At 61.5% G+C, this 17,636-nt stretch carries 17 protein-coding genes and 2 tRNA genes; 8 read left to right on the forward strand and 11 right to left on the reverse strand.

Going from position 1 to position 17,636, the window contains the following annotated elements:
* Window positions 1–54: 54 nt before the first annotated feature.
* A complete protein-coding gene (locus HUS66_RS17670) occupies window positions 55–201 on the reverse strand; it encodes a hypothetical protein (RefSeq protein WP_217488013.1) in 147 nt (48 codons plus the stop codon).
* Window positions 202–543: 342 nt separating this feature from the next.
* Here HUS66_RS17670 and HUS66_RS12805 point away from each other — a divergent pair, with 342 nt between their 5' ends.
* The 4 genes from HUS66_RS12805 to HUS66_RS12820 all read left to right on the forward strand — a co-directional run bounded on the left by HUS66_RS12805 (window position 544) and on the right by HUS66_RS12820 (window position 3,792).
* Window positions 544–1,587, forward strand: a complete 1,044-nt coding sequence (locus HUS66_RS12805) for a methionine ABC transporter ATP-binding protein (protein ID WP_175071299.1) — start codon at window positions 544–546, stop codon at window positions 1,585–1,587.
* Window positions 1,568–2,221, forward strand: coding sequence for a methionine ABC transporter permease (locus HUS66_RS12810; RefSeq protein ID WP_175071300.1), 654 nt, complete (start codon window positions 1,568–1,570; stop codon window positions 2,219–2,221). The genes HUS66_RS12805 and HUS66_RS12810 overlap by 20 nt, the downstream gene beginning before the upstream one ends.
* Window positions 2,222–2,351: 130 nt before the next feature.
* A complete protein-coding gene (locus HUS66_RS12815; RefSeq protein WP_175071301.1) occupies window positions 2,352–3,173 on the forward strand; it encodes a MetQ/NlpA family ABC transporter substrate-binding protein in 822 nt (273 codons plus the stop codon).
* Between the two features lie 130 nt (window positions 3,174–3,303).
* Window positions 3,304–3,792, forward strand: a complete 489-nt coding sequence (locus HUS66_RS12820; protein WP_175071302.1) for a GAF domain-containing protein — start codon at window positions 3,304–3,306, stop codon at window positions 3,790–3,792.
* 91 nt (window positions 3,793–3,883) lie between these two features.
* Here the strand turns inward: HUS66_RS12820 and HUS66_RS12825 are convergent.
* The 3 genes from HUS66_RS12825 to glpK form a co-directional block, all read right to left on the reverse strand.
* A tRNA-Val gene (locus HUS66_RS12825) sits at window positions 3,884–3,960 on the reverse strand.
* Window positions 3,961–3,984: 24 nt separating this feature from the next.
* Window positions 3,985–4,061, reverse strand: a tRNA-Val gene (locus HUS66_RS12830).
* Between the two features lie 131 nt (window positions 4,062–4,192).
* Window positions 4,193–5,710, reverse strand: a complete 1,518-nt coding sequence (glpK, locus tag HUS66_RS12835; protein WP_175071303.1) for a glycerol kinase GlpK — start codon at window positions 5,708–5,710, stop codon at window positions 4,193–4,195.
* A 265-nt stretch (window positions 5,711–5,975) separates the two neighbouring features.
* Between glpK and HUS66_RS12840 the strand changes: the two genes are divergently transcribed.
* Both HUS66_RS12840 and glpD read left to right on the forward strand, forming a co-directional pair.
* Window positions 5,976–6,752 carry a DeoR/GlpR family transcriptional regulator gene (locus HUS66_RS12840; protein ID WP_175071304.1) on the forward strand — a complete coding sequence of 259 codons (777 nt, stop codon included), beginning with the start codon at window positions 5,976–5,978 and terminating at the stop codon, window positions 6,750–6,752.
* A gap of 311 nt (window positions 6,753–7,063) precedes the next feature.
* The gene (gene glpD, locus HUS66_RS12845) at window positions 7,064–8,569 is read left to right on the forward strand and encodes a glycerol-3-phosphate dehydrogenase (protein ID WP_175071305.1); all 1,506 of its coding nucleotides are present in this window, start codon (window positions 7,064–7,066) and stop codon (window positions 8,567–8,569) included.
* Between the two features lie 351 nt (window positions 8,570–8,920).
* Here glpD and HUS66_RS12850 read toward each other — a convergent pair whose 3' ends face one another.
* From HUS66_RS12850 to HUS66_RS12880, 7 genes are all read right to left on the reverse strand, one after another.
* Window positions 8,921–9,406 carry a hypothetical protein gene (locus tag HUS66_RS12850; RefSeq protein WP_175071306.1) on the reverse strand — a complete coding sequence of 162 codons (486 nt, stop codon included), beginning with the start codon at window positions 9,404–9,406 and terminating at the stop codon, window positions 8,921–8,923.
* A gap of 50 nt (window positions 9,407–9,456) precedes the next feature.
* A complete protein-coding gene (locus tag HUS66_RS12855; protein ID WP_175071307.1) occupies window positions 9,457–10,434 on the reverse strand; it encodes a fumarylacetoacetate hydrolase family protein in 978 nt (325 codons plus the stop codon).
* Entirely contained in the window at window positions 10,434–11,231 is a 798-nt protein-coding gene (locus HUS66_RS12860) for a cyclase family protein (protein ID WP_175071308.1), read from the reverse strand. The genes HUS66_RS12855 and HUS66_RS12860 overlap by 1 nt, the downstream gene beginning before the upstream one ends.
* 70 nt (window positions 11,232–11,301) lie before the next feature.
* A complete protein-coding gene (locus HUS66_RS12865) occupies window positions 11,302–12,459 on the reverse strand; it encodes a hypothetical protein (RefSeq protein ID WP_175071309.1) in 1,158 nt (385 codons plus the stop codon).
* Between the two features lie 226 nt (window positions 12,460–12,685).
* Window positions 12,686–13,846: an alpha/beta hydrolase family protein gene (locus HUS66_RS12870; protein WP_175071310.1), complete on the reverse strand. Its 1,161-nt coding sequence runs from the start codon at window positions 13,844–13,846 to the stop codon at window positions 12,686–12,688.
* 41 nt (window positions 13,847–13,887) lie between these two features.
* Complete coding sequence (locus HUS66_RS12875) at window positions 13,888–15,006, reverse strand: FAD-dependent monooxygenase (RefSeq protein WP_175071311.1); 1,119 nt, start codon at window positions 15,004–15,006, stop codon at window positions 13,888–13,890.
* Window positions 15,007–15,099: 93 nt separating this feature from the next.
* On the reverse strand, window positions 15,100–16,005 hold the full coding sequence (locus tag HUS66_RS12880) for a LysR family transcriptional regulator (RefSeq protein WP_175071312.1): 906 nt from the start codon (window positions 16,003–16,005) through the stop codon (window positions 15,100–15,102).
* A gap of 256 nt (window positions 16,006–16,261) precedes the next feature.
* Between HUS66_RS12880 and HUS66_RS12885 the strand changes: the two genes are divergently transcribed.
* Both HUS66_RS12885 and HUS66_RS12890 read left to right on the forward strand, forming a co-directional pair.
* Entirely contained in the window at window positions 16,262–17,209 is a 948-nt protein-coding gene (locus tag HUS66_RS12885) for a VOC family protein (protein WP_175071313.1), read from the forward strand.
* A 4-nt stretch (window positions 17,210–17,213) separates the two neighbouring features.
* The gene (locus tag HUS66_RS12890) at window positions 17,214–17,609 is read left to right on the forward strand and encodes a Rieske (2Fe-2S) protein (RefSeq protein WP_175071314.1); all 396 of its coding nucleotides are present in this window, start codon (window positions 17,214–17,216) and stop codon (window positions 17,607–17,609) included.
* Window positions 17,610–17,636 lie beyond the last annotated feature (27 nt).

Raw genomic sequence — 17,636 nt, forward strand, 5'->3', positions numbered from 1 at the left:
GATCCTCTGCGTGCGACATCATCCGGGCGACTCGGCGCCCCCAAACGGTCGATTCTACCAGCCTAAGCGCCCATCCAGCAGGGTCTTATCGAGAGAGTCGAGAAAGCCCAGAGCGTTGAGGGAGTCAGGTGACATCTCGCCATGGGGCTTGGCATCGTTCCAGGCAACGTCCTTGATAAATGCAGGGAATGCCTGACGCAAGGCACGCCGCGCGCCTTATGATATACATCTGGCGCATCTCGCCTTGCTGACAGCGATATGCACTGGTTATGGGCGCCATTAGCCGAAACTTGTACCAGGGTCGTTGACACCCCACGGTGGGCGCCCTAAGATTCACCCCACTTTTTTTAGGCGCCGATTTGTACCCGGCTTGCGGGCGCCCTCGTCTGGCTCGATTCATCGAGCCGAGCGGGAAGTGCAGCTAAAAGGGTGTGTCCAGCGTTGATGGCCACCCGTCAGGGTGGCCTTTTTTTTGCCTCCTGGACTGCCCTTCCCTGCCTTGCGGTGCCGCAGCCACTTCGATCGGCAAGCGACGACGGACCCATGATCAGACTCGAAAACGTCTCCAAGACATACGGCAGCGGCGCTCATGCCATTCAGGCCTTGAAGCACGTCGACCTGCATGTCCCCAAAGGCAGCATTCACGGCGTCATCGGCCTGTCCGGTGCAGGCAAGTCAACGCTGATTCGCTGTGTCAACCTGCTCGAACGTCCCACTACCGGCAGCGTCCAGGTCGACGGCGAGGAGCTCACCCGGCTGAGTGGTCCGAGCCTCAACCAGGCCCGCCATCAGATCGGCATGATCTTCCAGCACTTCAACCTGCTGGCCTCGCGCAGCGTCTATGACAACATCGCCTTGCCGCTGGAGCTGGTGGGCATGAGCAAGGACGCCATTCAGGAACGCGTACTGCCGCTGCTCGACCTGACCGGCCTTGCCGACAAGGCCGACAAGTTCCCGGCCGAGCTGTCCGGTGGCCAGAAGCAGCGCGTGGCCATCGCCCGAGCACTTTCCAGCCGCCCCAAGGTATTGCTTTGCGACGAGGCCACCTCAGCGCTGGATCCACAGACCACTGGCTCCATCCTCGAACTGCTCAAGGACATCAACCAGCAGCTGGGGCTAACCATTCTGCTGATCACCCACGAGATGGAAGTGGTCAAGACCATCTGCCACCGGGTCGGCCTGATTTCCGATGGCGAGCTGGTCGAAGAGGCCGACGTCGGCGACTTCTTCACCGCGCCACGGACTCAGCTAGGCCGCGAGTTCCTCAACGACTTCCTGGAGCTTGAACCGCCCGGGGCACTGGTCGAGCGGCTCGAGGCAGAGCCTAGCGCGAACAGCCACCCGGTGGTGCGCCTGGCCTTCAGTGGCGACGCCGTGGCCACCCCACTGGTGTCACGCCTGGCCCGGGAATGCGGCGTGGATGTCAGCATCCTGCAGGCCAAGGTCGAGTCGATTCAGGGCCGGACGCTGGGGTTGATGATCGCCGAACTGATCGGCAATTCACACGACACCCGCGCGGCCCTCAAATACCTGGAAGCCCACGATCTGAAAGTGGAGGTGCTTGGTCATGTCCAACGCGATGCTTGAACTGATACTCGAGGCCACTCTCGAGACCCTGTACATGGTCGGCATCGCCGGGCTGATCGCGGCGGCTGCCGGGATCCCACTGGGCGTGCTGCTCTACGTCACACGCCCTGGGCAGATCCTTGCCAACCCCCTGACTCAGAAAGTACTGGCCATCGTCACCAACGTAGGCCGCTCGATCCCCTTCATCATTCTGATGGTGGCGATCATTCCTTTCACGCGACTGATCGCCGGCAGCTCGATCGGTACCAACGCCGCCATCGTGCCGCTGACCATCGCCGCGATCCCCTTCGTCGCCCGCTTGGTGGAAGGTGCGCTGAACGAAGTGCCGCCGGGGCTGGTCGAGGCGGCGCAGTCGATGGGCGCCACGCCCTACCAGATCATCACCAAGGTGCTGCTACCCGAAGCCAAGGGCGGCATCATCAACGGCATGACCATCACCGTGGTGACGCTGATCAGCTACTCGGCCATGGCCGGCGCGGTCGGTGGTGGCGGGCTAGGTGACCTGGGCATACGCTACGGCTACAACCGCTTCGACCCGGTCGTCATGCTGATCACAGTGGCCATTCTGGTGGTCATGGTGCAGGGCTTTCAGAGCCTCGGCGACCACCTGGTCCGCAAGGCCGACCACAAGTAACGATCGCGACCTGCCGGGAAGGCAGGTTGCACGACGGCGCCGGACGCCAACCGTCCGGCTTGCCATTAAAAGCTCGCCCACCCGGCGAGAGATCATTCGCGGCTTTTTAGCCCCAAGGGAGAGCATCACGATGACCAACACCCTGGCAACCCTGCTTCGCCCCACCCGCCTGCTGGCGGCCGCAGCACTCGTCGGTACCGGTTTGCTTGCCGGCTGCAGCAGTGACGAAGACCAGACGCTCAAGATCGGCACCGTTGCCGGCCCCGAGACCGAGGTCATGCAGGTAGCCCTCGGCATTGCCAAGGAGAAGTACGACCTGGACGCAGAGATCGTCGAGTTCACCGACTATGTCTCGCCCAACGCCGCCCTGGCCGACGGCAGCCTGGATGCCAACGCCTTCCAGCACGAGCCGTACATGCAGAGCATGGTCGAAGACCGCGGCTATGACTTCGCGATTGCCGGCCGTACTTTCGTTTACCCGATCGGCGCATATTCTGAAAAGTTCGAGCGCATCGAAGACTTGCCGGAAGGCGCTGTCATCGCCCTGCCCAACGACCCGTCCAACGAAGGCCGCTCACTGATCCTGATGCACAACCAGGGACTGATCGAGCTCGAAGACCCGCAGAATCTGGAAGCCACGCCGATCGATATCATCGATAACCCGAACGACTTCGAGTTCCGCGAGATCGAGGCCGCCCAGTTGCCGCGCGTGCTGCCCGACGTCGACCTGGCCTTCATCAACAACACCTTTGCCCAGCCGGCCGGCCTGAGCCTGGACGACGCTCTGATCAAGGAAGGCCCCGAGTCTCCCTACGTCAACCTGATCGTGGTGCGTGGCGGCGATGAAGACCGCGAAGCGATCCAGCAACTGGTCGACGCCTATCAGAGCGACGCCGTGATCGCCAAGGCCGAAGAACTGTTCAAGGGTGCCGCGGTGCCCGGCTGGAAGTAATCGCCAGACCGCATACCGACCGCTAAATGCAAAACGCCAGCGCCAGGTGCGCTGGCGTTTTGTCATCTGCGACTCGCCCTTATCCTCGACAGCCCATGACACCTTCTACTTAATGAGACGAGGAACGCTCATGACCGAACGCCGCACCGACCTGCCCACGACCGACTACGGCCTGCTGGCACGCCAGCTCGACGCCCTGCTCGATACCCGCGATGCCCTGACCAACAGCGCCCAAACCTGCGCCTTCATCATGCAGAGTGTGGCCGACCTCAACTGGGCCGGCTTCTACCTGCACCGCCTGCCCGAGACGCTGGTTCTAGGCCCCTTCCAGGGCAAGCCCGCCTGCAACCCGATTCCCTTCAGCAAAGGCGTCTGCGGCGCCGCCGCCCGTAGCCGAGAAACCCAACGGGTCGAAGATGTCCACGCGGTGGCCGACCACATCGCCTGCGATGCGGCCTCCCGCTCGGAACTGGTCATCCCCATCCTCGGCGATGATGGCCTTTGGGGCCTTCTGGACCTCGACAGCCCCCTGCCCGGCCGCTTCGACGAGCACGACCAGGCCGGCATCGAAGCGCTGATGGCGGTATTCGCTGCGCGTACCGACCTTTCGACGCTCTAAGCGGTAACGCGGGGGATGGCGCTACAAAGCTGAGAGAAAAGCGCCAGGAACGAAAAAACCCCGCAGCCTTGGGCTGCGGGGTTTTAGAATCTGGTAGGACCGAGCGGATTTGAACCGCTGACCTCCACGATGTCAACGTGGCGCTCTAACCAACTGAGCTACGGTCCTGCTGTTGGCCGTGGCAAAGATGCTTGGTAGGACCGAGCGGATTTGAACCGCTGACCTCCACGATGTCAACGTGGCGCTCTAACCAACTGAGCTACGGTCCTGCATCTTTTGCTGCGTGGCAAGCCTTTCTTGCCTCGGCAACGGAGACGTATTCTACCCATCACCCTGCAGAATGCAAGCCCATAGCCAAAAAAAACTCACGGCAACTCAACCGCTTGGGAACCAGCCACTCTCAGAGGGCGACCACCTGATCATCGCCGGCCTGAACGTCACTCCTCACCCGGCGCACCGCCTCCCGCCAGCCCTGATACAGTCTTTCTCGCTCCGCTTCGGGCATTTGCGGCCTGAAGGTACGCTCGCCGTTCCACAGGGCCGCGACCTCCTCGAGGTCGCGGTACCAGCCAATATGCAGTCCGGCGAGATACGCGGCTCCCAGCGCCGTGGTCTCGAGCACCTGGGGCCTATCAACCGGCACCCCCAGCATATCGGCCAGGAACTGCATGACCCAGTTATTGGCGACCATGCCGCCATCGACGCGCAGGGTGCCGGTGGTGGCGGCGATATCGTCATCCATGCAGGCCTGCAGATCTCGCGTCTGGAAGCACACTGACTGCAGGCCGGCAGCGACCAGTTCGGCGATGCCGGTATCACGGGTTAGCCCGAAGATGGCGCCGCGGGCCCGAGGGTCCCAGTGCGGCGCGCCGAGCCCGGTGAAGGCCGGCACCAAATAAACGCCGTGCCCGCTGCGAGTGGTGCTGGCCAGCTGTTCGGTCTCGGCGGCATCGGCGAACAGCTTGAGGCCATCGCGCAGCCACTGGATGGCCGCGCCGGCAACGAAGATGCTGCCTTCCATGGCATAGGTGACCTTGCCGTTGAGCCGATAGCCGACGGTAGTGAGCAGACGATTACGCGACGTCTCGGCCTTGTCGCCGGTATTGAGGATCATGAAGCAGCCGGTGCCGTAGGTGCTCTTGCCCATTCCTGGCGCGAAACAGGCCTGACCGACCAGCGCCGCCTGCTGATCGCCGGCGATGCCGGCCACCGGGACCGGAGCGCCAAGCAGGGAGGCATCGACGGTACCGAAGTCATCACTGGAATCCTTCACCTCGGGTAACAGGCTTTCCGGAACCCCGAACAGCTCGAGCAGATCATGGTCCCAGCGTTGGGTGTGAATATTGAACAGCGCCGTGCGCGACGCGTTAGTGGCATCGGTCGCATGCACTCGCCCATCGGTCAGGCGCCACAGCAGGAAGGTATCGACAGTACCAAAGGCCAGCTCGCCCGCCTCGGCGCGCTCACGAACCCCTGGCACTTCATCCAGCAACCATTTGAGCTTGGTCGCCGAAAAGTAGGGATCGATAAGCAGACCGGTGCGCTCACGAATCAACTCGCCACGGCCCTGATCATTGAGGCGCCGACACACCTCATGAGTACGCCGATCCTGCCAGACGATGGCCGGATAGACCGGCTCGCCCGTGGCGCGATCCCATACCAGGGTCGTTTCCCGCTGGTTGGTGATACCGATCGCCGCCACCTGGTCGGCTCTAAGGTCGGCCTTCTCCAGTACCGCTCGACAGCTGTTTTCGACCGTACGCCACAGATCCTCCGGGTCATGCTCGACCCAGCCATCGGCGGGAAAATGCTGGGTAAATTCCTCCTGGGCCGAGGCCAGAATCTCCCCTTCCCGGTTGAACAGGATGGCGCGGGAACTGGTCGTTCCCTGGTCGATGGACAGGATGCAGGAGGCCATGAAGCAGATTCCTTTAGCGAGCCGGTGCAGACGCCCCTGAACGGGCCGCAACACCTTTCGTTTTCGAATCAGAAAAGGGTAAAGTGGTTTTCGTTTTACAACAATTGCCAGAAGGGCTTCAGCGCATACCACCATCGTCTAACGCTCACCCCATGCGTATGCCACGCCACCACCGCCATGCCGTTTCTTGCTAAGATGAGTCCCGACGCGGCCAATCGCGACCCTACTTAGCTTCATACTTAACTTCAGCCAGGCCGGGCCTGACATGATTCAGCAAAAACGCCACGATGCCATCATCGCTCTGGTCAAGCACCAGGGATACGCCTCCATCGAACAGTTGACCCGTGACTTCGGCGTCACTCCCCAGACCATCCGTCGCGACCTCAATGCGCTTGCCAATGAGGGGTTGATTCGCCGCGTGCACGGAGGCGCGGGCCTGGAATCAAGCACCGTCAACACGGCCTACCACACGCGCAAGACGCTGAACGTCGAGGCCAAGCGCCGGATCGCCGAGTACCTGGCGGCACAGATACCCAACCATGCCTCGCTGTTCATCAACATCGGCACCAGCAACGAGCTGGTCGCCGAGGCGCTGCAGTACCACCAGGGCCTCGAGGTGATCACCAACAACCTCAACGTGGCAGCGATTCTTCAGCACAAGGAAGACTTCAACGTCATCGTCGCCGGTGGTCAGGTGCGGTCAAGAGACGGTGGCATCATCGGCGAGGCAGCCATCGACTTCATCAATCAGTTCAAGGTCGACGTCGGCATCATCGGCATCAGCGGCATCGACGAGGACGGCTCGCTTTTGGAGTTCGACTATCAGGAAGTACGGGTCGCTCAGGCCATCATCCAGAATTCTCGCCAGGTGTTCCTGATCGCCGATCACTCGAAGTTTCACCGCAATGCGGTCGTCCGCCAGGGCCGCATTACGCAGATCGACGCCCTGTTCACGGATCGCGAGCCGCCCGAAGCGATCCGCCGGCTGCTCGACAGCCACGACGTGGCCCTGCATATCGCGCCGATGTCTTCCGAGGCCTGATACTCCCCCATCTTCTCCGCCGCCCACCTATTCGGGTGGCGGTGCTTTCCACTCTCGACAATCTCCCTTGCTCCCGCCCTTCTCGTCTTCCAGATCCGTCTTCAATGGCGCGGGCTGCCGCTGCCCGGCGCTGTGACTGAATATGGCTGCACTAATATGCCGCCAGGTCTGGATACCTAACCAGCGTTTTCGATTTGCATCCTCCGTGTTCGCTTTCCTATACTGTATTTTCTAAAACGAACACATGACGGGCCTCACCAGCACATGGTCTCGCCGAGAGCCGCGCTGAGCCCTCTTTCGCGGAGCGAACTATGCGTGAACCCCAGCAGCAACAGTTTCTCGACTTATTCGTTGTCGGCGGCGGCATCAACGGCGTCGGCATCGCCAATGACGCTGCGGGACGCGGTCTCAAGGTCGGGCTTTGCGAGCAAGCAGACCTGGCCAACGCCACCTCCTCTGCCAGCAGCAAGCTGATTCACGGCGGGTTGCGCTACCTTGAGCACCGCGAGTTCCGCCTGGTGCGCGAGGCCCTGCACGAGCGCGAAGTACTGCTCAGGAAGGCGCCGCATATCGTCTGGCCGCTGCGCTTCATCCTGCCCCACCAGCCTCACCTGCGTCCGGCCTGGATGATTCGTGCCGGCCTCTTTCTTTATGACCACCTGAGCCAGCGCGCCAGCCTGCCAAGCTCCAAGGGGCTGCGCTTCGACGCCGAAAGCCCGCTGAAGCCGGCGATTACCCGAGGCTTCGAGTATTCCGACTGCTGGGTGGACGACGCCCGCCTGGTGGTACTCAATGCCCTTCAGGCTCGGGAACAGGGCGCTGAGATCATGACGCGCACCCGTTGCATCGAAGCGCGGGAAGAAGACGGCGCCTGGCGCATCACCCTCGAGGATCGTGATACCGGACGGCAGATAACCCGCCACGCCAAGGCCCTGGTCAATGCCGCGGGCCCCTGGGTGGAGTCGTTCATCAGCGGCAAAACGACACGCAGGTCACGCTATGGCATTCGCATGATTCAAGGCAGCCACCTAGTCGTCCCGCGCATCAACGCTGACGAGCGCGCTTATATCCTGCAGAACCACGATGGCCGCATCGTCTTCGTGCTGCCCTATCAGCAGGACTTCAGCCTGATCGGCACCACCGACCGTCGATACACGGGCGACCCGGCCAAGGTCGACGCCAGCGACGAGGAAACCGATTACATCCTCGACGTCGTCAATGCACATTTTCGCCAGACCCTCAGCCGGGATGACATTGTCACTACCTTCTCCGGGGTAAGGCCCTTGTGCGACGACGAATCCGCCGATCCCTCGGCCATGACCCGCGACTACACCCTGGACCTGGATGACGAGGGCGCACCGCTGCTGTCGATTTTCGGCGGCAAGATCACCACCTATCGCCGTCTGGCCGAGGCCGCCATGGACAAGCTGGCTCCTGTGCTGCCCAATATGGGGGCGAGCTGGACCGCCGAGCGGCCGCTACCGGGCGGCGACATTGGCAGCCAGGATGCCTTTAAGGCGCGCCTGATCAGGGACTACCCTTTCCTCGGCGAATCCCGGGCCCGGCGTCTGGCCTCAAGCTACGGCAGTCTCTGCTTGAGCTTTCTGGGCGATGCCCGCCGCGAGGAAGACCTTGGCGAGGCCTTCGGCGCCGGCCTCACCGCCGCTGAGGTCGACTACCTGCTGGAGCGGGAATGGGCCCGCGACGCCGATGACATCCTCTGGCGGCGCACCAAACTGGGGCTGCGCCTCTCGGCGGATGAGGTGGAACGCCTGGGCCGCTACATCACCCGCCATAGGGAGGCCCAGGCCGCCTGATCGCTTGGTTCGTGCCCACTGCGCCCGAGCCAACAGCCTCTCGCATGCCGCCTACGCATAAAAACGCCGCACTCTTCTGAGCGCGGCGTTTTCGATGGCCAGACGATTCCACTTTCGATGTCGATACCGGCCCCCATTAGCAGTACGAAAGCAACTCGCCGCATGCTACTAGTCGGAAGCGGGGAGATACTTGCGCCCAAGCCATGTGAACACCAACACCACCGGAATCGATAACCCTGCCAGCATCAGAATGTCGAGGTAATGGCTCCCTGGACTCCAACAATGATCAGGCGCTGGATGTAGTTGATCGCGAATATCGGTAATCGGTAATCGGTAATCGGTAATCGATAATCACGGATTACAGCATGGTCTCGCCTGAGCGAGAGTGGCCCTGATGCTGACCTGTGCCACAAGCGTTGCGACCAGCGCACTGTAGGCCATCTTGGTCACCAGCAACACGACAAAGTCGATGTTGCCCCCGGCAATGACCCACAAGAGAGCGGTGCCGCAAGGACTACCCGCCAGGGTCGCCAGCACGGCGATCAGCAGGCTGCGCGCAAATGGATGACGCGGCAACCGCCAGGCCTTGCCAGCTACGGCTTCCAGCTTTTCAGGCGCCAACTTGCGGCGCATGGACAGCGCCGGTACCAAGGCGCTCATCAACGATAGCACGAACGTCTGCGGCAGGAAGTCGACGGCGGCACCGCCGGCGCCCCAGAGCGGTGCCGGGTGGCTGTCGCCGAACAGCGCGAACACAAAGACGGCGCTGATCAGGGCACTTACCACGGCGGCGATCACCGCCTCCTTTCTGATGACGCGTTTCAGTTCTTGAGTCATGGCGTTCTCGCGGGTTTGTCGTGTTGTTGTCATTCCCATGTCTCTCGGTTTTATTGATGAACCACCACCTGCTGGCAAATAGCACCGAACAGCGGCGTGTCATCGGCTTGGCGCGCCTCCATGCAGACCCGGTCGCCGGCCTGCAGGAAGGGGGTGCGCGCTTCACCCAAGTCGAGGATTTCCGCCGCGCGGCGTTCGGCAATGCAGGCGGAGCCCACCCGGCGAAAATCGGAATTCGACACGGTGCCCGAACCGATCACCGTGCCCGCCGGTAGATCGCGGGAGTAGGCCGCATGGGCGACCAGCTCGTGGAAGCCCACTGCCATGGCAACGCCGTTGGGATGCCCAAAAGGGTCATCGTTGAGGGAAATCCTCAAATCCAGCGCGACACGCCCCTCCCGCCAGTTGGCGCCCAGCTCATCGGTCGTCACGGCGACCGGTGCCATCGAGCAGCGCGGCTTGCACTGGAGCATGCCGAACCCGCTCTTCATCTCGATCGGCCCCAGGTAGCGCAGGCTCCAGTCGTTGACCTGAACGATCAGGCGTATCGCTTCCATGCCGGCCTCGGCATCGGCGGACATCCCCACCGCCCCGGTGATCACCGCAAACTCGCCCTCGAAGTCGATGTTGTCCTGCACCGACGGGAAGACGCAGGGCTCGGCCGGCGACTGGAAGCGATCGGAGATGCCCTGATACATCAGCGGCCGTCCCAGCGCATGGCGTGCCTCCAGCTTGAAGACCTGCTCCATCAGTTCGCCGTGACTGTCGAAGGCCGACCCATCCAGCCATTGCCAGGCCCTGGGTAGCGGCGCCATGGCTTCGGTGGGCTCGAAGGGCCGGGCGTCGTCGAGGTTTCCCTCGTTGAGACGCCGATATTGCGCCTCCAGGCGTGGCGCCACTTCCTCCCAGCGCTCCAGGGCCTCCTGCAGCGTCGAGGCCGCTTCCGTCGCCACCGTCAGGGCGTTGTGGCGGCAGACCAGATGCAGGCGGCCATCGGGATGACCATTGGCAAACGTTGCGAAGCGCATCACTCACTCCTTGGTTGATTGGGTAGCAACGCCACCGGCCGACACCAGCCGGCCGAGGCGCGGGCGATCTTCACCGGCAGACACATGACCTCGAAGCCGGTGGCGGGCAGCCGATGGAGGTTGCCCAGCTTCTCCATGTGGCAGAACACGGTTTCCGCCCCCGCCTTGTGGCCTTCCCAGAAAAACGACGCATCGCCGGTTTCGCGCACGCGCGCCACCTGACTGGCCAGGGGCGGATCCCAGCTCCAGGCGTCCGTGCCGGCAATCTTCACGCCACGTTGGGTCAGATAGAGCGTCGCTTCGCGGCCGAAACCGCACCCCGAGGCCACGTAGTCGTCCTGGCCATAGCGTTCGCCGGCCCGGGTGTTGACCAGCACGATGTCGCCGGGGCTCAGCTCGTGACCGATACGCTCCAGCTCGGCAGCGACCTCGGCGGCGCTCACCAAGTGCCCGTCCGGAAATTCCCGGAAGTCGAGCTTGACGCCGGTACCGATACACCACTCCAACGGTACCTCGTCGATGGTCATCGCCGGTTTGCCGCCGTCCATGGTGGGGTGGTAGTGCCAGGGGGCATCCATGTGAGTGCCGGTGTGGGTGCTCATCACACAGCGTTCGACGGCGGCGCCCTTGCCTTCCAGTTGCTGATCGACGCCGATGCCGAAGAGCTCCTCGAAGTCACGCGCGCCCTGGTCATGGTCGATGTAGTCGATTTGCGGCCCCAGACCGGGCGGGTCAGAGGCGATACCGGCGGTCAGACTCACTGCTAAATCGATTAGTGTCTTGCCTTGTGTCAGCATGATGATCTCCGTAGATAGGTTGGCGTTCTCGAATCGCCGACTCCGCGATGGTGGTCGGCAAGGCGTCACCTCAGAACGAGAGCGTGACTCCGGTGACGAAGACGTTGTCGACCTTGTCGCCGTTTACGCCTTGGTAGCGCTTGTAGTCGGCGAAAATACTTTGTCCGTACATCGTCGCGATGAGGCCCGCACCGATCATGGCGTAGGTGGATTCGTCGTTGAGTTCGTCGAGTGAGTTTGCGTATTCCTGCTCGATACCGAGCGTGGCGCTGGGCAGCCATTGCAAACCTAGCGTTTGGCGCGGCGCCCGCTGCAGCGTGAAGTGCGCCCAGGCCAAGCCGAAGTCCTCATTGGCACCGTTGACACCGCTGACTTCCGGCAAGTCGATGTCGCCAAGGCGGGGGGTGGTGCTGCCCAGGTCGCTGTGGTGATAGAGCGCGCCGAAGCGTGGATGGGCCAGCGTGCCGTTCGGTAGCCAACTGGAATCGTCTCCTAGCCAGGAACCGACCAGGTCGGCTTGCAGGTAGTAGCGGTCATCATCCTGCTTCTGGCGAAGGTCGGCGGGTCCGTAGGGCGTGGGGATGTCATAGGCGCGGTTCTCGGTTTCCCCCCACAGATACATCCCACGGGTGGCGATGCCCCAGTGGTCGTTGAATTTCTGTAGATAATCGAGACGCAGGCCGCGGCTATCGCGGATGACTTCGGTGCCACTGAGTTGGTCCTTGCTCTCGAAGTTGTTGGCGACCAGCCCAATACCCCACATGACATTCTCGTTGGGCAAGTGCAGGAACTCGATGGCGCCATGATAGAGTTCGTCTTCCAGGTCCAGCGCATGGGGCTCGGAGCTCCCGTACGTGTATTCTCCGTTAATGCGCAGAAAACTGACTCCGGAAGAAGCGGGAAGCTCGATCATCGCATTGAGAGGAGTGATCAGGACATCATGATCCTCACGGAAATCATCGAGTGTTGGATTACTGTCCTTGGCTCCATAGGCAAAGCGTGCCGCCCCCATGCGTGATTGTGCTGCGCCAAACTTTTCGTTGGAGAAGAAGGGGTGCAGCAGCCCGGCGTCACCGAGATTGATCAGAGAACGGGCTCCCTGTGAAAGCCGTGGCAACTGGGAATTGCCAGACATCGGAGCGGGCGATACCGGTGGCTTGGCCATTACGGGTTGAGTGACCAGCAGCAGCATCGCGGCGGCCCCGGGGAAGTTGATTGTCTTGAACATCGTGAGCTCTCTATCGTTATTTTATCGAAGTGATATTCGAGATGATTTTTTTATTTTTATGCGCCAACTCGCAGGCATTTCATTGCGTGCAGCGAATGGCTATTTAATACGATATGACCCACGAGTTACGTTGAAAAAACACTTTCCCCGATGCCAATTATTGATGCGATTAATATGTTTTAAATAGACAAAAAGCCCTTTCGGCCAAGGTCGAAAGGGTTGGCTATTAGGCAGTCCAGCCGCCTAGCGTTTCGGCAAACCAATCGGCAATATAGTGTTTGCCAAAGCTCATGTTATCCGCGCCGACGTGCTCCACGCCGCCTTCCCTTTCCGTAAATATCTTTAACTCGCGGCGTGGGGAATTAATTAATTGATCATACGATTGGCGGGCGTAGTCGAGGCTAATCTGGCGATCCTTGGCGCCATGGGTTACCAGGAAGGGGACTTGGATACGTTCCATGACACCATCCAGTGTCATGCCCGCGGCGCGGCGGAAGAAATCGTCGCGATCGCTGGCGCCGAAGACCCACTGGACGTGATTCCAGTAGTGGGGAACCGGGTTCTCCCCCTCGCGCTGCAGCCGTTTTTGCTGTACTTCCGCCCAGTTGTGGTTGGCGCCCCACACCGCCCCCGAGGCGAAGCGGGACTCCATGGCGCAGATACGGGGGGCATAGTAGCCGCCCAGCGAGATGCCGGTGATGCCGATGCGGTCGGCATCGACTCCGGGCTGGGCCGCCAGCCATTCGTAGACCGGTGTCCCCCACTGTTCGGCTTGCCAGGTAGCGGGCAGATCTTGCAGGCGCAGACTCTCGCCGGTGCCCGGCTGATCCACGCATAGACAACTGATCCCGCGACGCGCGAGCTCCTCCGGCAGGCGCGACCACCACAGCAGCTCCTTGCAGCTATCCAGCCCGTTGAGAAACACCACGGCCGGAGCGGGCCCTTCGACGCCCTCGGCTTGGCTGAAGAGAACGGCGATCCGCTTGTCGCCATAAGGAATCTCGTATCTCGTCACGTTCAACTTGCCCAGCCGTGCACCATCGTCGAAGGTCTTGCGCCCCTTTTGGAAAGTTGCCAGCCGGTTCTCGGATCCCTGGGCCTGCATGCGCTCGGCGATCAGGTAATACAGGGAAGCGCGGTGCAGCTTGTCGCTGGCCGAGAAGCCGCGCCCTGAGGCGCCGTCCCCGTCTGCCAGCGACACCAACTGGTCGGCCTTGCGCACCCAGGCCTGCAGGAAAGCCTGGGTGCCGATGTCCTCCCCTTCCCGAGAAGCCTCGAGAAGCGGCTGACACATATCCATGATCTCGCCGAGTTTGGCGCCGCTCTCCATGGCGATGGCGACGGAGAGGTTCCATACGTAATTGGGAAAATAGTCGAACAGTGCCATTCGGAATGGCTCCTTGCTGAAGTTGAAAGGGAAGATAGGGATCAGAGCGGCTCGGCCATGAGCTTTACGCACTGGTCATTGATCGCGGCGGGATCGACGTCGCGGCGTTTGCCCATCTGCATGTCGCCGATCGCCAGCGAGTTGAGGTTGACGAAGCGGCAGCGTTCGATACGCCGCTCTCGGTAGCGGCGAAGCAAAGGTTCCAGGGCGTCGCCGTTGGCCAGCTCGTCGGCCAGCACCAGGGCGTCCTCGATCGCCATGCCGGCGCCCTGAGCGAGATGAGGAGTCGAGGCGTGGATGGCGTCGCCCAGCAGCACCACCCGCCCCCGGTGCCATTCGTCCTCGAGAAAGACCACCTCGAGGGGCTTGGCGACGACCTCGGCACTCTCGGTCACGTTGTCCATCAGCTTCCGGATCTGTGGTGCCGCATGGATGGCGCGCTCATGCATCATTGCGCAGGCTCTTTCAGGTTCGAACCGGAAGTCGCTGGGCTCTTCGCTGAGCATGAAGAGATACATCAGCTCGTCGCAGAGCGGCGTAAGACCGCCATTGACACGGCCGTAGAAAAGCTGGATGCCGGTCACATCCGTGGGGCGCGGCATGTTGTAACGCCATACCCATTGGCCGGTATAGCGCGGCTTCGGGGCCTGCGGGAACAGGGTCTGGCGTGTCTGCGAGAAGATGCCGTCGGCCCCCACCATCAAATGAAAAGAGTCGCGGCTGCCATCGCTCAGGGTGACCTTGACCACGTCTCTGGTGTCTTCCCAGTGTTCGACGACGGTACCCAGGCGGATGTCGGCTCCCAGTTCGCGGGCCTTGCCGGCCAGGATGTTCTGCAGCGAGGTGCGCCGGATGCCCACGTTCGATGGCAGGTGTTCTCCCGCCAGGCGGGGGGCGGTAAAGGCAAACAGCGGATCTCCCTGCGGCCCGAAGCCTTGCGTGGTATCGAAGCCATAGGATTGCGCCAGATAATCCTCGAGAACGCCTATCTCCTGCATGGCGCGCAGGACATTGAATTGTTGAATGATACCCACCCCGCTGGCGGGCCAATGGGGTGACTTTTCTATCAGAACTACGGGAAAGCCTTGGCGACGCAGTGCAATGGCAACAGTCAGCCCTCCTATACCGCCACCCACCACAAGAATCTTTTGTTTTGTCATATCAACTACCTCCTATGGCGAGACTAATAAGACAGAACTCACGAGAAAAATTGAGGCGTCCCATCTCTGATATTTACACCAGTGATAGGCCACTCATTCCATGGTGGATGCCGCACTGTGCATGAGGTTGGTCAGCCAGCGAATGCCAGGATCCTGGTCGCGATAGGCATGCCACTGAATGCGCTCCTCCAGTAGCGGAATGTCGAAGGGGAGCGGGTGAATATCGATGGCAAGTAATGACTGATAGTGCAGTGCCAGGTGCTTGTGAATGGTAGCGATACGTTCACTCCCGATAATGAGATGAGGAAGCGACGTGAATGTATAACTGGTCAGGGCGACATTACGCTGGACCCCTAGGTGCTCCAGCCATTGTTGTTCGAAGGTCGCCCCGCCTCTCGTCGGCACCATCTGTACATGACGAGCCGCGACGTAGCGTTCCTGTGTCATGGGCCTGCCATGATGATGGCTGCTGGCGCAGGTGATGCAGACGTATTCTTCGCTAAACAGGTGTTCGCTGGGGTGCTCGGAAGACGTGAGTGGGCCTGGGGCAACGAGTACATCGGCATCACCTTTCTCGATGGCTTGATAAGGTGACTCGATTTGAGGAAGAAGCTGGAAGCGGATGCGGGACGACTCCCTGTCGGCCAGCTCGAGCACCTTCGGCATCAGCGTGGACATGGTGAAATCCGACAGGATGATGCGGAAGTCGCGCGTCGACTGGCTGGGATCGAAGGTGAGATCGGTGGCGACGGTCGCCTCGATACGCACCAGAATATCGCGTACCGAGTGCTTGATGGCTTGCGCGCGAGGCGTCAGTTCCATCCGCCGACCGACCTGGACCAGCAAGGGATCGTCGAAGTAACTTCGCAGCCGGGTCAGGGCGTTCGACATCGCTGACTGGGTCAGATTCATGTGCTCGGCCGCGCGGCTCACCGATTTGAGCGTCAGCATGTGGTCGAGCGCCACTAGCAGGTTGAGATCAAGCTTATTGAAATGCATGGCGTGTCACGAACGTCGTTGTCTTAGTTATATGAATCATTTATGCCTCCTGTGGCGAAGCCCTGTGAAATGGATCTCATGAATGAACTCATGGATCATGTAAATGAATGGAGTGCCTGTCATTCATTTACACAATCCATTGGTCTAATCACGCGGAACCATTTTTCACGCGTCGGCCTTCCTCTTAGCGTTACCTCATCGAGACAGCGGATGCGCAGCATCCCATAACATCAACAACTCAGCCGACGAGGCAGCTATGCGAATCATGGGACCCGACGAGGTCGTGTTTGGTGTCGACGATGTGGAAGCGTCGAGAACCTTTCTGGTGGATTTCGGGCTGGAGGAACAGCGGCAAGCGGATGGCAGCCTGCGTTTCGCCGCGCTGGATGGCACCGCCATCCGCATTCATCATCGGGAGGCGGAGGGGTTGCCCGCTCCGCTGCCGACCGCCAACAGCCTGCGCCAGACGGTGTGGGGCGTGGAGGACCAGGCGGCGTTGGATGCCATCGCCGAGGAACTCTCGCAGGACCGCGAGGTGCGTGCTCTGCCGGGAGGCGGAGTCGGCTGCCGGGACGACGTGGGTTTCGAGATCGCCTTCCAGGTCACGGTGCGGCGCCCGCTCGACCTGCCGCCCGAACGGATCAACTCGCCAGGTGCGGCACCGGGGCGGGGTGCCAATCAGATCGGCGCCGACGAGACGGCCCCGGCGTTACCGAGGACGCTGTCACACGTGGTGTACTTCACCCCGGACATGGAGCGCATGCAGCGCTTCTACATCGACCGGCTGGGCTTCGTGGTCACCGATCACTTCACCAACACCGGCCCCTTCCTGCGTCCCCAGGCCAACGACGATCACCATGTGCTGTTCCTGCTGCAGACGCCGGACTACATGCAGGGGCTGGAGCATGTGGCGTTCCATATGCAGGGGCCCTCGGAGCTGATGCTGGCCGGCACCCGCATGATCAACAAGGGTTACGAAAGCTTCTGGGGGCCGGGCAAGCACAAGTTCGGCTCCAACTGGTTCTGGTACTTCAACTCGCCGATGGGCGTGCATGTCGAGTACGACGCCGACATGGACAAGCACGACGAGCGCTGGACGGCGCGTGAAGCCCCCTCCAACGCCGAGACGTCCCAGCTGTTCCTGTTTCAGAGCACGCCCAAGTGGGCCCCGATGGGAGGCCCGCCGCCAGGCAAGGAGAGCTGAGTCGATGGCACCAAGCTGGCAGCATCTCGCCAGGCTGGACGAGGTTCCCGTGGGTGAATCGAAGGGGTTCGATCCACGCGGCGAGGGACGGGACAGCCTGTTCGTGGTCCGGACGGGAGAAGCCTTTGTGGTGGCCTATCGTAATGCGTGCCCCCACGTGTCAGGGGCACGCATGGCCTGGAAGAAGGACCGATTCATGAGTGGTGACGGCCGGCATATTGCCTGTTTCGCTCACGGCGCCCTGTTCCGGCCAAAAGACGGGCTTTGCGTGTCGGGGCCGTGTCAGGGGCAGTATCTCACCGCGGTGGAGGTCGCCATTCGTGGCGAGGAACTCTATCTACGGTTAGATAACTTGTGCCATGAGGGTGTCATGCAGTCGCGTAAGGAGCTTGAGGCCTAAGCAAAGTGGAATGCCTCAGGTGGAGAG

The organism is Onishia taeanensis, assembly GCF_013349955.1.
In the GTDB taxonomy this organism is placed as follows: Bacteria; Pseudomonadota; Gammaproteobacteria; order Pseudomonadales; family Halomonadaceae; genus Onishia; species Onishia taeanensis_B.